The organism is Bacillus cereus group sp. BfR-BA-01316 (assembly GCF_022664195.1).
Taxonomy (GTDB): domain Bacteria; phylum Bacillota; class Bacilli; order Bacillales; family Bacillaceae_G; genus Bacillus_A.
In genome coordinates, this window is sequence record NZ_JAKUGX010000015.1 from 46939 (window position 1) to 62306 (window position 15368).

Genomic DNA, 15368 nt, shown 5'->3' on the forward strand with positions numbered 1-15368 from the left:
CTATTATTTTGGAATTAGAAATACATCCTGCAACCTATAATCCAATTATTGAATTTAATAAATAAAATGAGAATAACCCAAATGCTAACTTATTTATCAAAACAGCTTAATGGACAAGCCATGCATTAATTATTATATATTCCCTCAAAGGAAAAGACTTTCTTATCACCGATTCAATGAATGTGGAAGAACATCATTATTATTGATGCGTTTATTTTTCTTATCCTTCCAAATCAATTTTTTCAAACACATAAAAACAGTAACTGAAATAGCGACTCCAGCTGTAACATCTGAAGCAAAATGAGCTCCTACCATAATACGACTCATTGGTACTAGTATCATCCATAAAAGAATGAGAATCCAAACACCTATTTTTTTTCTTTTCAGTGAAGCAAAATATTCTGGTAATAAACTAAACCAAATGACCAACGCTGCATTAGCACTATGGCCTGAAGGGAATGACATAAACTCATCACTTTTAGCAATCCCTTGAGGTATAAACCATTTTGAAAACCCTTCAAAAGATCCAATAGAAATCATATGCCGATAGCGTTCTCTACCCCATCCTAGTTTTATTAGATTAAATGTAATTAACACAATAACTACACTTAATAATCCAACTAATGCAATATCTCTCAATCTTGCATCATCATATTTACTCCATGATTTAGAAATCATATAACAAGTTACAATAAAACAAAGCATAAAAATTGGAATCAATAATTTTGAAATAGTTAAATAATGTACTAGCATAAATGCAGCTGCAAAAGCGAACAAAAGAATGATTACTCCATAGCCAATTCCAGATAGATAATACCCTCTTGAACCTTTATTCTTTCTAGCTTTAAATAAATACATACTAGAAAATAAGGCAATAAGCATTGCTGGAATTTCTCCTATAGCTTGTAAAAAAAGAGCGATCTTATTAGTTGGTTCATATAGACTATGGGATATCTGTAGGTCTGTAAATGCAAAGATACATAATAAAATAGCGAAACTTGAAATTAATATCACTTTTCTATTTTTCATCATTCCTCCTACTTCCCACTATGTTTTAATATAAAATTCCCCATCTCAATTGCTAAATCTTCACTTTGAGGATAGACACCTACATTATCTCCATAAGCGTGCCCTAAACCACGATAAAGAACTGTTTCAGTATCAACTCCTTTTTTAGTTAATTTAGCTGCATACGCTAAACATTCTATCATTAAAAAATCATGCTCTCCTACCGTAATAAATGTACTTGGATAGTCTGGGGATACATCAACATATGGACTTAAATACTTAGAATTAATTTCTTTCGTACCAAGTACTTCTGACATACCCCCAACCATTGAATGCATTATATTAAGCATTTTTTCTAATCCTTTTTTATACTTAGGAGCAATTTCATATTTGTCTATACTCCAAGAATAAAATTCATCTTCATAGTCACACATATTAAGTGTAGGATATAGAAGTAGTTGTCCCTTAACGAGATTTCTACCATCTTCCATATCTCTAGTAGTACAATACTGCGTTAAGTTACCTCCTGCACTATCACCAGCAACAAAGATATTATTCTTATCACCGCCTAATGTGTCAGCATTCTCATAAATCCACTTTAAAGTAGTGTAACAATCTGTATGCCCAGTTGGAAAAGGATTTTCCGGAGCTAATCGATAATCCACAGAAACGGCTAGTATATCTGTTTTCTCTACTATCAATTTCACAAGTTCTTCTACCACATCTGGTGATCCTGCCATAAATCCTCCGCCATGAATAAAGTATAAAATTGGTGCATTCTCTCGTTTAGAAATACTATTATAAATTCTTATCGGAATATCAAATCCATTTTCTGCTTTAACAGTTTTATGCATAATATTAATGTCTTTAGTGACAATGGGAACACTTTTAATACCATTAAATTGTTTTCGCATATTCTTTACTGATTTTTCAGAAGCATCCATTTTCATCATATTTTTAGGCATAAACCTCATTACATTCATTTGAACCTTTGTGTCCTTATAAAGGCGTGGATCCATAGCCCCTTTTTCATCGCAATCTGGTATGTTTTTTACTACAACTTTTGCCCCCTGTACGTTGATAGTTTCTTGTTTTTCTTGAATTTTCCCTAAAAGGTCTAAGTCATACTTTCTAGTCATCCAGTATTCATCCTCTCTTATTTTAAGCGCTTTCATTTATTCGAATTATATAAATCACATTTGAATCTTACTTCATCTGCTATCACTAAATTAAAAACGTTCCATGTACAAAATGTAACATGGAACGTTTTTTTATTGTTGTTCATATTTGATTCGATTATTGTCATTTTTTGATATGATATTTTTCCTATACTGTAATGGTGTATATCCATATTTCTCTTTAAACTGTGAAATAAATGATTTCACATTTGGAAATCCATGTTTTATTGCTATATCTTGTATAGAATTTGTACTTCTAATAATATCTTCATAAGCTTTATAGAGCCTGTATCTCGTTAAAAAAGTGGTGAAATTTGATCCGAAAGATTTTTTGAACATACGTGAAAAATGTTCTTCACTTACAAAAAAATGTTTAGCTACATCTTTCAGTTTAAGTTCTTCATCATAATGTTTATAAATATACGTAATTATTTCTTTCTGTTTATTTCCAAGTTGATAATTATTGTCTATACTCTCTCCATCTTTGCAATATCGCAATAGAATATAAACAATTTCATAAATTAAACTATTAATTTTTATGTAACTTAAATCATCAGAATTTGTGACTAACTCCTTTAATTCATAAAATATTTGCTGGAGGTTAGTTTTCTGAACAACTGATTCTTTTATATTAAATCTATATTTATCAAGATCTCCATTTACCTCTTTAAGAAATTCATAAGAAATAATTAACATCATTACTGCACAACTTGTATTTTCAACTTTTTCGAATTCATGAACATCTCCACTATTCACAAAAATAAATTCGCCAGCGGATACTTTCTTTTTTTGCCCATTCACATACAAGAAAACTTCTCCATATACGACTAGGCTAATTTCAATACTTCTATGCCAGTGAGGAGGAATATAATAGTGAAAACCAGTAGGTAACATTGTATCCTCTATATATTCAACCATTCCTGGAATTCTATCGCGTAATTTTATTTCTTCATATTTTCCTTGCCTGGTTTTCAATAGTCCACCCCCCTTTTATATTATAAAGTAGACGTCCGAATGATGATTCATTTCAATAGGACCACGTATAACCTTCACCTTATTACCAGCAAGAAACTTTGCTACCCAAAATTCAATATGATGAATACCTGCTCAAAGTTTATTTATATTAAGAATGTGCCTCCTGTACTACTTGCACAATTTCCCCTGGCGTATTAACCATATAATCTGGCGCGTCTCCTTTTACCGTCTCAATTACGTCATACCCCCACGAAACCCAAATGACATTCACACCAGCTTTTTTACAAGCTGCAATATCACGTTGTTCATCACCGACATACAACATATCTTGTTCTGTTAGCTTTTTCGACTTTAAAAATCTTTTTATCATTTTATCTTTACCAAACAAATTTTTAGAACAATACACTTCTTGAATATTTTCTATGCCATTATTATGTAAAAATGCCCTAATATGCTCTTCTGAGTTCGAAGATATAACCGCGATCCCGTAGCCTTTTTTATGTAATTCATCTAATACATCCTTCATCCCATGGAATAAAACGAGATCTTTTATGGCAGGTTGATATAATTTATAAAACTCTAGCGCCAATATAGGAAGTTTATAAAGTGGTACATCGAGTTTTTTACATCTTTCAGAAATAGTCAATTTTCGTAAAGGCTCAATCTCTTTCTCACTAACTGTCTTATATCCATGCTTTTCAGCAAGTTGATTATAAATTAGTACAAATATATTTTGTGAATCTACTAATGTGCCATCAAAGTCAAAAACAATGTATTTTTGCATTCCCATACTCCCTTTGTTTTTTTTCCTAAACCTATGTTATTCAACAACATAAATGTCTTACCCTTTCATACACATAAAAAAAGAACAAGATTTTCTCTTGTTCTTCATTAAGACAACCATTTCGGCGGTACATTCGTATTCCAATAAATATTTCCTAACTCATGGTGTCCTGAGTATCCATCATCAAAACGATGATAATGGAAATTAAAATAATATCCATCTTGCGGTGGATGATCTCTCCTCACATGAAATCGCAGTAAGTCATTTCCTGATTTCGTGTCATAAACATGAAAAATCTTTTCATTATTTCCGCCAGCTGGTCTTTGAGAAATCGCTAATGATTGCAACGATTCTTCTGGCACATCATTTGCAAGTTCCGCAATTGCCTCTTCAATTTTAGGTAATACAACATCTTTAAATTCATCTTCAATTACAGGCCCAATTTTAGAGCCGAATTTTTGCATAGATTGCTTCTCTGCTTCTTGCATCGCATAGTTAACAAAAGTATCGGTGGTTAACCTATCATTCGTTTCTTCATATGTATAGGACGTACTCTCCAAATTTTGTTGCCCAGCTGTGCTCGTAGGCTTGTCCGCAGCTTTGGCATTATCAAGTAATATGGAAGGAGGCGTCACTAAACCAAACGTAAATACGGTAATTAATGCGACTAAGGTTTTTCTAAACCAATTTGGCATTTATGTTCCCTCCCCTTTCACTCATTATATTTTATATAACGGTTGTTTCTTCTATTATACAAAATGATTGTAATTTTTGCACTTTACAAATTTGTTAACGTTCACATATTTTTCACTTGAATATGAAATTGTAAGATTTCATACACTATAAATACAACAACAATGAGGAGGCGATCAGATGACTTTAGATGTCATGTACTCCGCCGCAAGCATACTCGTTTTAGTATATTTTATTTATCAGTGTGTTACAGACTAGAAAAAGAGCCCTTTCCGGCTCCTTTTCTATGGTAAAAATACAATCCAACCAATGAATACTATAAAAATAACTCCAATAATTACTGCTGGCAATAAATAAAACTGTGAGAGGATGACTGTTCCGTACATAAATACGACTGGAAGGAGCAAATAACGATCCGCCTTCCATCTTAATAATAGTAATTCTCCCTCGTCACAATATAAATGTAGAAACATTTTCTTCGTAAATTCATTCCAATAATCACGCGCATAGCGAGAAATAGCAACTATAGCAAATACAAGAATAATAGCTGTTATCCACTGCGGAGTCACGATAATACTTACAGTACTTATACATACAATTTGAACATAAAACATTAAAGCACTACTTGTACGCAAAAGTTCTTTTAAAAAAGATTCTACAATACGCGAATCAGAATTTTTTCCTAATATCTTTTTAGACCGAGGGAACATCCACGGTTTTTTATTCGAACTACTTGGTTTAGCTGCATGACCACCAACTTGCATAATCCCTACAGTCCAGCGCATACTTTCTTCTTTTTCTTTCTCAACTTCTTTAAAAAAGAAATTTTTATAATTCATCTTTTCTTTTACTAAGACTACAGTAAGTACAGCTACTAGGCCGGTAAATAATATGAAATACAATGGATTTTTAAAAATGAAAAATACACTGATTCCAAAATAGACTAAACTTAAAGAAAATATAACATCTTTTATAATCAATAAAACCCATCGTTTCCCCACACGTACATTTATGAATCTCGTCAACAACGATAGCATAAATCGAAAAACAGTAAAGAAAATCCAAAACAGTATAATTTGTATAATTGTTGCTCCCATACTTTTCATCAATATAGGTAACATAATGAATACTATACATACGTTCGTTATTGCAATCCGAATTAATGTATATATAATGCCAATCTTCATTAATTTTCGCATATGATTTGGGTACGAAATTAAAAATAAGCTATCTGCTTGTTCAAAAAATGAGCGAACTCCTCTTGAAAATGTAACAAAATAAAACGCGAGTAAACCTAAGCCAAAATAAACGGTCTCTTCCATCGACAATTCTTTCATCCATAGTGAACGATAGTAGATCCCTGCAAATATAATTGCTGGAATAATAACATATAATGCTACTGTCCAATCTGTTACAGAACGAATCGCCTTCCATTTTCTTTGCAATTCATGACGTAACCTCTTATTAAACTGATGTTTAATCATGTTGTTCCCGCCTTACAATTGCATCGAAACAATCTAACAGTGGTGTACTTCCTGGCATTTCTGCTAACGATTGTATCGCCTCTAAATGCCCGTCTGCTACTAACGTACCCTGCGAAATGAGTAAAAATCTTTCACAAATTCTTTCAGCTGTATCCAGTACGTGCGTACAAAGTAAAATTCCGGCTCCTCGCTCTTTTTCTTTATATAAGTAATTCAAAAATTCTTTCGTAGCTACTGGATCTAAACCGATAAAAGGCTCATCAATAATATAAAAATCTGGCTCTGTTAAAAATGCTAATATAAGCATCGATTTTTGTTTCATACCTTTTGAAAACTTTGATATGTATTCGTGTATATGTTTTTCCATTCGAAACGTATGTAATAATTCCCTTGCCTTAGCCTCCCAATTTCCTACTTCATTTCCACGAGCAGCCATTAACAATTCAATATGCTCCCATAAAGTTAGATAATCATAATAAGTGGGATGCTCCGGTACATATGCATATGGATTTTTCTTTTCACCATACGAAATTTCACCATCCATATTGACAAGTAGACCGAGTATCGACTTAATTGTCGTACTCTTTCCTGCACCATTTGCGCCAATAAGAGCAACTAACTCTCCTTTTTCAATTGCAAATGCAATATCGTGAACTGTCTTTTCACCTACTTCATATCCGGCTGAGCGAATATTCACTTCTAGCATACATCCCCCTTCTTTCCATTTACAATACAATCAAGGAAAATGATAACATATCCCTCTTAATATAGTATTATATCATTTCTAAAATGTTTGTTTCGGTAGCAGGAAAAAACACACTTTAACAGAATATTTAATGTTTGAAGATTTTAAAGTAAATGGGGTTGATCATATGTCAGTTCAAATTCGTGAAGCGACTATAGATGATATAGATTCACTTTGTTCTCTTACAAAAGAATTAAAAGGGTCCTCTATCTCTAATGAAGATATGAACAATCGTTTACAATTCGTAAAAATGAGTCCTTTTGATTTTTTATATGTATATGAAGAAGAGAATACTATTTTGGGATTACTAGGATTTCGCATACGTGAGAATTTAGAAGATGTAACTCGTTATGGAGAGATTTCAATTATTAGTGTTGATTCTACAATACGTCGTAAAGGTATTGGACAAGTGTTAATGGACTACGCAGAACAATTAGCAAAAGAGCATAACTGTATTGGTACTTGGCTTGTTAGTGGAATGAACCGAAAAGAAGCACACCCCTTCTATGAAAAATTGGGCTATGAAGTAAATGGGTATCGATTTGTAAAACATTTTTAAACTACTGGTACAAAGAAAGGACTATAACTATGACAAACATTGAAGCAATATTCATTGATCGTGACGGAACAATTGGCGGTGATACTACAATACATTATCCAGGTTCTTTCACATTATTTCCTTTTACAAAGGCATCTTTACAAAAGTTAAAAGCTCAAAATATTAAACTATTCTCTTTTACGAATCAACCAGGTATCGCGGATGGAAAAGCAGCTGCGAATGATTTTGTGCAAGAATTAAAAGGGTTTGGTTTTGATGATATTTACCTTTGTCCTCATAGACATGGTGATGGCTGTGAATGCCGCAAACCGAGCACAGGTATGCTCCTGCAAGCAGCGGAAAAACATGGGCTTGATTTAACAAAATGTGCTGTAATTGGTGATCGCTGGACTGATATTGTTGCTGGTGCAAAAGTAAATGCAACAACAATATTAGTTCAAACTGGCGCTGGATATGACGCTTTACATACGTACCGAGATAAATGGGCACATATTGAGCCGAATTACATTGCAGAAAACTTTGAGGATGCTACGAATTGGATATTAAATCAATGATGGTATAAATTAAATGAGACGCCTTCACTTTGAAAGCGTCTCATTTATCCTCTATTAAAATTACATATACCAAAGAAGCTCCCTCTCTAACTTCTTACCTGTTTTATAGTTAATTTCGACCACTTTCCACTCATCATTTTCTTTTTCCACAGTGTATACTACATTTCGTCCATCAGCTCTTTTAAAAAGAATGTAACCTTGATTTCCTTTAACAAAACTTATAGGCGTAATTATATTTTTATATGGTGAAGAAATATCTGCCTTCAAAATTTCAGTTGTAATCCTTACTATACTATTCGAAAGTGATTTATAATTATTCTGCTGATCCGCCTTATAAAGAAGTTGCTCGTTATTATATTTTTTATATGTTTCCAATTGCAAATTAAAAGCCCTCGCTATTTCAAAAATGACCCTATTATAAAATGTATTTATTTTCTTTTCCCACTCATCTCCTTCATGCTGAAATGAAATGACGCTGACTCCTTCACCATCCATCTTAAAAGTAATCGTTTCTTTCCCGTACGGTGGATTGTGAGCATCATTAAATGTATGAACCCTCATCTTTATAATAAATGTCCCGTTCACTTTTTCAATATTTACAATTTCAGTATCATATAAAGAATACTGCTTCACTTCTCCATAATAATTAAAAATAGTTTTTTCTATTTCATGATTTAATGTTAACAGTAAAGTTTCTTTAATAAGTTTATGCTTCAATTGTTGCTCCTTGGCATAAACAGAATGCAATGGATATACTTGAAAAATTAATAAAGTCATTACAATTATTTCATATATTTTCCTCATATCTTTCTCCTTTTGACTATTCTTTTCCTAAATGCCAAAAGGTATGAAAAATAATAAAAGCTCAACCTACGAAAAAAGTAGGCCGAGCTTTTATAGATTAGTTTAAAAAGTTAATTCATAATGGAAATAACGATTATCTCTCAAATATCCATTTTCAGCATATAATCGCTGTGCTGATAAGTTATCAATTTCTGTTTGTAGCTTTAAACCTTTTGCACCATTTTCTAAAGCGAACGCTTTAGCAGCTTCTAACAATTTTTTACCCGTTCCCGCCCCGCGTTTCTTCGCTTGTACAAATAAGTCATTTAATATCCATAATTCCTTCATCGAAATAGATGAGAATGATGGATATAATTGTGTGAAACCAATGTATTCCCCGTCTTCCACCGCTACAAAAATGACTGATTCTTTTCGCTCAATTCGATTTCGTAAAAATGCTTTTGCTCCTTCAATATCGGAGTCTTGTCGATAAAATACGCGATAGTTATTAAAAACAGATGCTAGTCCGTCTAAATCTGCAATTGTTGCTTCATATATTCTCATTTTACTTTATTCCCCTTCCAATATTGTTTCATAATATCCGTTGCCCATTCAGGCTGTTTTATTTCTTCTCTCGGTATAAATTCATTCATAACTGGCTTTATATCCAAAATAGGCGTGCCATCGATTGCGTCTAATCCTTCAACAACAATTGTCTTTCCATCTCTTCTTATCACTTTAACAATTGTTGCTCCTAGTCGATTCGGACGATTTTTTCCACGTTGTGCAAAAACCCCTACCTTTGGAAAATCACTATTATTTCTAGGGTGTCTAGCAGAATACTGAATTTGTTCATCTGTTACTTTATGAAAATAGAAAATAACCTCAATATGAGAAAAATCTTCAATCCCTTGTATACTTTCCTCTGCAAACGAATCTCTTAAAGTAATAAGTGATCTTATTTCTCCCCAATCATCATCTACTATTTCCGTTCTTTCATTATGTACAAATGCGATTGGTTGAACTGAAAACATCCGCATTCCCCCTTAAATGTAACCACTTACATTATAAAATATTTTCTGAATGTTTTCCACATATACGAATATTGTTTACATAATAAAATTATATCCTATCTTGTAAGGCTATATTTACAGCTTCAATAGCGTGTATGCGGGCTGTATCAAATAAAGGAACTATTGAATCTTCCTGTTTTACTAATAGCCCTATTTCCGTACACCCTAATATAATGCCCTTTGCTCCTCTTTGTGCCAAATCTTCCATTACACTTTTAAAATAATCCCTTGATTGTGGGTTTATTTTTCCTAAGCATAATTCGTTATATATTATTTTATTTACTCTCTCTCTATCCTCTTCTTTCGGTACAATTACTCTTATATCATTTTCTTCTATACGTAATTTATAGAAATCCTGTTCCATCGTGTATTTTGTCCCAAGTAGACCAACTGATTGAATCCCATGTTGTTTTATTTCCTTCGCTGTTGCATCAGCAATATGTAATATTGGAATACTGATTCTATTTTTTACATGCTTAATAACTTTATGCATTGTATTTGTACAAATGATTATAAAATCAGCACCCCCCTTCTCCAAAGAAGAAGCTGCATTTCCCAATACCTCTCCCGCTTTATCCCAATCCCCTTCAGATTGATATCGCTCAATTTCTTCGAAGTCAACGCTATAAAGTAGACATTTTGCTGAATGCAATCCACCTAATCTCATTTTTACTTCTTCATTTATCATTTTGTAGTACTCAGTAGATGATTCCCAGCTCATACCGCCAATAAGACCTATTAATTTCATATATTCTCCTTCAAAATAATATTTTAAAACGCTCAATTTATACTATAATTTATACATAATAAATAATATTTATATCCTATAAAAAAATAATCTTCCTCCAATTAACTTAACTATTACATTTATAATAATTCTTTTTCATTTCCGCGGAAATAATCATAGAATATTCAGAAAATAACCTTTGTGGTTATCTCATATTGATAATCAAAACATTTTCGATAGAGCTCTTTTATTTCATCATAAGATGGAACTCGTGGATTGTTACTTGGACTACCACTTGCAATAGCATCTTTCGCCATTTTAGAAATAGCATTTTCAAATTCAACTTCATCAATTCCGTATTCTCTTAAATTTGGAATATGAAGATCAAAGCACAGTTTTTTAATTTCAGCAATCGTATAGTTCGCCACTTCTTCATCAGAATACGAATACAAATCTTTATTTAAGCTACGTCCTACTTCAGCTAACCTTTTTACTGCACTCACTTTTGTAAACTCTAGAACTGTAGGTAATAGTATTGCATTCGATATTCCATGTGGCACATGAAATAATGCTCCTACTGGCCGGGACATACCATGGACTAATGTAACGGAAGCATTTGAAAAAGCAATTCCAGCTTGTAATGAAGCAATCATCAGTGCTTCTCTCGCTTCCATATTATCCCCATCTTCATATGCAATACGTAAATATTTCATTATACTTTCAATAGCTGAAAGAGCGAGCACATCTGTTAGTGGTTGTGAAACTTTAGAAATATATGCTTCAATCGCATGGCATAATGCATCTACTCCTGTTGCTGCAGTAATTTGAGGTGGTAACGAACATGTTAAAATTGGGTCTATAATCGCCACTTGCGGGATAAAGCTCGGATGCTTCACCATCATTTTCACATCCGTTGTTTTACTCGTAATTACTGTGACACTTGTTACTTCCGATCCAGTGCCTGAGGTTGTTGGAATTGCGATAAGTGGCAGCGGATCTTTTTCTATTTCCACATCCTTTTGTACGTAATCTTCAATTTCTTCACCGTTTGTATGTAACACTGCTACTGCTTTCGCAGCATCAATACAACTTCCACCGCCAATAGCGATAATAAAATCACATTTTCCTTCTTTACAAATAGATAGCGCTTCTAATACGTGTAAATTTGTAGGCTCAGCGTTCACTTTATTATACGTAATAGCTGTAATCCCTTTCGCATTTAATTGCTTCAAACAACTTTCAATATACCCTAATTTCTCCATAATTGAATCACTAACTATAAAAGCACGTTTCCCTAACTTTTTTGATTGCTCCCCTAATTTTTCAAGCGAATTTCTCCCATATAATACAGACTTCGGCATACGAAATTCAGCAACTTCTTGCAAGTACTCCACCCCTTCTATTTCTATTGAATATTTTATTATATAAAATATCAATTTGATAAATCTTTTCTTTTCATCTATTAACTATTTATTAATAGATTCCTGTTAAAGTATAGAACGCGATGACTAAAAATACAGCAACCGTTTTCAAAATTGTAATAGCAAATATATCTTTATATGACTGTTTATGTGTTAATCCTGTTACCGTTAGAATAGTAATAATTGCCCCATTATGTGGTAATGTATCCATTCCGCCTGATGCCATTGATACAATGCGGTGCATAACTTCTAACGGAATATCATATTGATTGGCCGCTGCAATAAATTTATCTCCCATCGCACTTAAAACAATCCCCATTCCTCCTGATGCTGACCCAGTAATACCAGCCAAAATATTCGTTGTTACTGCCCCATTTACTAATGGATTCGTGAAAGTTGCAGAGATGCTATCTCTCATAATTGCAAAGCCTGGAAGTGCTGCAATAACACCACCAAATCCAAACTCCGCGCCTGTATTCATTGTTGCAAGTAGCGCTCCACCAATACTTGTATTCAATCCAGCTTGAAATCCAGTTACTACTCGTTTCCAATATAATAAAAGCGTTGATAAAATCCCAATAATAAGTGCCAATTCTACAGACCAAATTCCAACTACCGCACTTAATTCTACTTTTCCAAATGCTTTCATACCGATTGCTGAGAAATCAAAACCATTTGGATACCACTTTGGTATCATGATTGTGAAAACTTTATTCATTACACCTACTAAAATAAGTGGTACAAACGCAATTACTTGCTGTACTCTTGTAATTTCAATACCGCTTAGTATCGGCATATCTTTTTGTTCTAATTGTAAAGATGCTGCCATTTCAGAATTTCCATCATTAAAACCAAAATACCCTTCTCCTGCTGCTTTTGCCTTCTTACGCCTACTCTCTAAATAAAGTAAACCTAACGTTAGAACAAAGATTGCTCCTAAAATACCAAGTATCGGTGCTGCATAAATATCAGTTTTAAAAAAAGTTGTAGGTATTACATTTTGAATTTGTGGTGATCCAGGAAGCGCATCCATTGTAAATGTTGCTGCTCCAAGAACGATTGTGCCAGGAATTAAACGCTTTGGAATATCCGCTTGTCGAAACAACTTAGCCGCAAACGGAAATATAGCGAACACCACTACATACACACTAACACCGCTATACGTTAAAATAGCTCCCATTAAAACAATCGCTAAAATTGTACGTTTTTCTCCAACTAACTCTACAATCGTCTTTGCGATGGAATCAGCGATTCCTGACATTTCTACTACTTTCCCAAATATTGCTCCAAGTAAAAACACAGGGAAATATAGTTTAATAAATCCTACCATTTTCTCCATAAAAATATTAGAAAAGAAAGGTAATACAAAACTAGGCTCTGTTAAAAATACCGCAAATAATGCAAAAATCGGCGCGAATAATATTACAGAAAATCCTTTATATGCTACAAACATGAGTAAACTAAGTGCTAATAAAATAATAACTAGCTCCAATTATAACCCTCCTTTTAAACTGAAAATTCAATCTTTTAACAACGAACTTTTACTAGTATTTTGCACCCTTTTATTTCATGACATCCCTCCTCTTTTTATTACAAATTTTTCATGCTAAAAATGTCTAATTATAAGTATTCGATTACATATGTAAAATCCCTTTAAACAAAAATGATTTCATCGTCATATGTTATAAAGGGATTTCTAGGTTCTATTTCTATAATTTTACCGCACTATTCTCTATACAAAAGCTTTGTAACTCTTCGACATCTTTCACTATATGAATCGCCCTAGCATCACTCAATTCATTCTCATTACCATATCCATACAATACACCTATTGAAGCAATTCCGTTACTGTTCGCACCGATTACGTCATGCTTTCTATCACCAATCATCACAATTTCTTCTTTTTAAAGTTCTTCATTTGTTTGTAAAATATGAGCAATTATTTCTTCCTTTTTTATTCTTGTCCCATCTAAATTACTCCCAACAATCTCTTCAAAAAAAGATGTTAACTGAAAGTGCTCTATTACTTGTTTCGCAAATACAGTAGGCTTTGAAGTTGCTACAAACAAACGATTGCCAGCATCCTTTAATTCTTGCAATAGGGTTGGAATTCCATCGTATACTTTATTCTCTAATAAACCACTTTGCTTTAAATATTCCCGAAAGTAAAACACTGCTCGTTCTACTTCTATTTCATTCATATTATATCTATCTACAAAAGATTGTTGTATTGGTGGGCCGATAAATGAATCTAACTCGCTTATATTTACTTCTTCAATCCCGATTTTTTCTAACGCGTATAGAACAGAATTTATAATCCCTTCTTTCGGATCAGTTAATGTTCCATCTAAATCAAATAGAAATGTTGTATACATATTTCATTCCCCCACTGATTTTATATGTACCCCATTAAGGCCATTCTCCTACTTACACCTTTACTATAATATCACCATTTAACTTTTCAGAAAATTGTTTTTTCTAACCCTTATACTTTCAGTTACAAAATCACAAAAGATATGATAAAGTGAAAAAGTTATAATTAATTTAATAGAAACTGGTGAATCAAATGTCAATTACGTTAATTTTTATAATGGCTTTCACAATTGTTATCCACGCAGTTGAAACTAGCTCTTATAGTATTCGATTAGCTGGTGTACGTTTAAAAAAGATTGCCGTTGCCTTATCTGTCGTAGGAATGGTACTGCTTATTTCAAGAACATCTAACTTACTACAAGCCTTTTTAATCGGTGGTATTGTCGATGAAGCAAAACTAGATTCTTCTATTAATTTAGAGCATATTATACGGCTTGTTCTATTATCTGCTTCTGTCGGTACATTGCTCGCGATTATACTCTATCCAACTTTGACAAAGCTATTTGGATACGTCATTCAAAACTTTGAAACAGATGGTTCATTCATTCGAATGATGAAGACGAATAACATTCAAAAATTAAAGTATACAAAAAAATATGTACGCTTCCCCAAATTCGAAATGATTCATCGAATGAGGATCGGTGGTATCCCAAAGCGTATTATGCTTATCAACATGTTTGCTACTGCAATTTATACAGCGGGTGTCCTTTCAGCCCTTTACGCTTCCTTTTTAAACCCAGATTACGCAACAAATGCAAGTACAGCTTCTGGCCTTGTTAATGGTTTTGCTACCATTTTATTAACAGTGCTACTAGATCCACGCATTGCCCTTTTAACAGAACGTGCTTTACAATCAGAAAAGGGTGCTGAAGCAATGAGTAAAATGTATGGTTGGCTTATGATTTCTAGACTTCTCGGCACATTATTAGCACAACTACTATTTGTACCAGGTGCTTACTGGATTTTATGGATTATTGAACTGATGCATTAATTTACTAGAAAGGTGAATTT

At 33.0% G+C, this 15368-nt stretch carries 16 protein-coding genes and 1 pseudogene; 3 read left to right on the plus strand and 14 right to left on the minus strand.

Annotated elements, in window-relative coordinates:
- Positions 1-165: 165 nt before the first annotated feature.
- From MR071_RS13490 to MR071_RS13520, 7 genes are all read right to left on the minus strand, one after another.
- A complete protein-coding gene (locus MR071_RS13490) occupies positions 166-1029 on the minus strand; it encodes a phosphatase PAP2 family protein (protein ID WP_105586367.1) in 864 nt (287 codons plus the stop codon).
- Positions 1030-1037: 8 nt separating this feature from the next.
- A complete protein-coding gene (locus tag MR071_RS13495; RefSeq protein WP_242236365.1) occupies positions 1038-2147 on the minus strand; it encodes an alpha/beta hydrolase in 1110 nt (369 codons plus the stop codon).
- A gap of 132 nt (positions 2148-2279) precedes the next feature.
- The gene (locus tag MR071_RS13500; RefSeq protein ID WP_105586369.1) at positions 2280-3161 is read right to left on the minus strand and encodes an AraC family transcriptional regulator; all 882 of its coding nucleotides are present in this window, start codon (positions 3159-3161) and stop codon (positions 2280-2282) included.
- Between the two features lie 148 nt (positions 3162-3309).
- Positions 3310-3945, minus strand: a complete 636-nt coding sequence (locus tag MR071_RS13505; protein WP_242236367.1) for an HAD family hydrolase — start codon at positions 3943-3945, stop codon at positions 3310-3312.
- 107 nt (positions 3946-4052) lie between these two features.
- On the minus strand, positions 4053-4640 hold the full coding sequence (locus MR071_RS13510; protein ID WP_002031682.1) for a YpjP family protein: 588 nt from the start codon (positions 4638-4640) through the stop codon (positions 4053-4055).
- Between the two features lie 282 nt (positions 4641-4922).
- Positions 4923-6122 (minus strand): ABC transporter permease, encoded by a 1200-nt coding sequence (locus MR071_RS13515; RefSeq protein ID WP_242236370.1) that lies wholly within the window; start codon positions 6120-6122, stop codon positions 4923-4925.
- On the minus strand, positions 6115-6828 hold the full coding sequence (locus MR071_RS13520; RefSeq protein WP_242236372.1) for an ABC transporter ATP-binding protein: 714 nt from the start codon (positions 6826-6828) through the stop codon (positions 6115-6117). Before MR071_RS13520 ends, MR071_RS13515 begins: the two co-directional genes overlap by 8 nt.
- A 166-nt stretch (positions 6829-6994) precedes the next feature.
- On the opposite strand from MR071_RS13520, the gene MR071_RS13525 reads away from it, so the two are divergent.
- Complete coding sequence (locus tag MR071_RS13525) at positions 6995-7426, plus strand: GNAT family N-acetyltransferase (protein WP_105586373.1); 432 nt, start codon at positions 6995-6997, stop codon at positions 7424-7426.
- A gap of 29 nt (positions 7427-7455) precedes the next feature.
- Positions 7456-7980 (plus strand): HAD-IIIA family hydrolase, encoded by a 525-nt coding sequence (locus MR071_RS13530; RefSeq protein WP_242236374.1) that lies wholly within the window; start codon positions 7456-7458, stop codon positions 7978-7980.
- A gap of 60 nt (positions 7981-8040) precedes the next feature.
- Here the strand turns inward: MR071_RS13530 and MR071_RS13535 are convergent, their stop codons facing one another.
- The 7 genes and pseudogenes from MR071_RS13535 to MR071_RS13565 form a co-directional block, all read right to left on the minus strand.
- Positions 8041-8784: a DUF3888 domain-containing protein gene (locus MR071_RS13535; protein ID WP_105586374.1), complete on the minus strand. Its 744-nt coding sequence runs from the start codon at positions 8782-8784 to the stop codon at positions 8041-8043.
- Positions 8785-8886: 102 nt separating this feature from the next.
- Entirely contained in the window at positions 8887-9327 is a 441-nt protein-coding gene (locus MR071_RS13540; protein ID WP_060750294.1) for a GNAT family N-acetyltransferase, read from the minus strand.
- Positions 9324-9797 (minus strand): SAM-dependent methyltransferase, encoded by a 474-nt coding sequence (locus tag MR071_RS13545; RefSeq protein ID WP_105586375.1) that lies wholly within the window; start codon positions 9795-9797, stop codon positions 9324-9326. The genes MR071_RS13540 and MR071_RS13545 overlap by 4 nt, the downstream gene beginning before the upstream one ends.
- 88 nt (positions 9798-9885) lie before the next feature.
- Positions 9886-10584 carry an aspartate/glutamate racemase family protein gene (locus MR071_RS13550; RefSeq protein WP_242236376.1) on the minus strand — a complete coding sequence of 233 codons (699 nt, stop codon included), beginning with the start codon at positions 10582-10584 and terminating at the stop codon, positions 9886-9888.
- 164 nt (positions 10585-10748) lie between these two features.
- Positions 10749-11948 carry an iron-containing alcohol dehydrogenase gene (locus MR071_RS13555; protein ID WP_105586376.1) on the minus strand — a complete coding sequence of 400 codons (1200 nt, stop codon included), beginning with the start codon at positions 11946-11948 and terminating at the stop codon, positions 10749-10751.
- Positions 11949-12036: 88 nt separating this feature from the next.
- Complete coding sequence (locus tag MR071_RS13560) at positions 12037-13476, minus strand: GntP family permease (RefSeq protein WP_242236378.1); 1440 nt, start codon at positions 13474-13476, stop codon at positions 12037-12039.
- 217 nt (positions 13477-13693) lie between these two features.
- Positions 13694-14359: pseudogene (locus MR071_RS13565) on the minus strand (HAD family hydrolase).
- Between the two features lie 191 nt (positions 14360-14550).
- On the opposite strand from MR071_RS13565, the gene MR071_RS13570 reads away from it, so the two are divergent.
- Positions 14551-15348, plus strand: a complete 798-nt coding sequence (locus MR071_RS13570; protein ID WP_071745224.1) for a lipid II flippase Amj family protein — start codon at positions 14551-14553, stop codon at positions 15346-15348.
- Positions 15349-15368 lie beyond the last annotated feature (20 nt).

Excerpts from the sequence above, each read along its gene's own strand:
- MR071_RS13525 (WP_105586373.1), top strand. The coding sequence starts at position 6,995 with ATGTCAGTTCAAATTCGTGAAGCGACTATAGATGATATAGATTCACTT.
- MR071_RS13490 (WP_105586367.1), bottom strand. The coding sequence starts at position 1,029 with ATGAAAAATAGAAAAGTGATATTAATTTCAAGTTTCGCTATTTTATTA.
- MR071_RS13515 (WP_242236370.1), bottom strand. The coding sequence starts at position 6,122 with ATGATTAAACATCAGTTTAATAAGAGGTTACGTCATGAATTGCAAAGA.
- MR071_RS13530 (WP_242236374.1), top strand. The coding sequence starts at position 7,456 with ATGACAAACATTGAAGCAATATTCATTGATCGTGACGGAACAATTGGC.
- MR071_RS13550 (WP_242236376.1), bottom strand. The coding sequence starts at position 10,584 with ATGAAATTAATAGGTCTTATTGGCGGTATGAGCTGGGAATCATCTACT.
- MR071_RS13535 (WP_105586374.1), bottom strand. The coding sequence starts at position 8,784 with ATGAGGAAAATATATGAAATAATTGTAATGACTTTATTAATTTTTCAA.
- MR071_RS13570 (WP_071745224.1), top strand. The coding sequence starts at position 14,551 with ATGTCAATTACGTTAATTTTTATAATGGCTTTCACAATTGTTATCCAC.
- MR071_RS13505 (WP_242236367.1), bottom strand. The coding sequence starts at position 3,945 with ATGCAAAAATACATTGTTTTTGACTTTGATGGCACATTAGTAGATTCA.
- MR071_RS13510 (WP_002031682.1), bottom strand. The coding sequence starts at position 4,640 with ATGCCAAATTGGTTTAGAAAAACCTTAGTCGCATTAATTACCGTATTT.
- MR071_RS13495 (WP_242236365.1), bottom strand. The coding sequence starts at position 2,147 with ATGACTAGAAAGTATGACTTAGACCTTTTAGGGAAAATTCAAGAAAAA.
- MR071_RS13540 (WP_060750294.1), bottom strand. The coding sequence starts at position 9,327 with ATGAGAATATATGAAGCAACAATTGCAGATTTAGACGGACTAGCATCT.
- MR071_RS13545 (WP_105586375.1), bottom strand. The coding sequence starts at position 9,797 with ATGTTTTCAGTTCAACCAATCGCATTTGTACATAATGAAAGAACGGAA.
- MR071_RS13520 (WP_242236372.1), bottom strand. The coding sequence starts at position 6,828 with ATGCTAGAAGTGAATATTCGCTCAGCCGGATATGAAGTAGGTGAAAAG.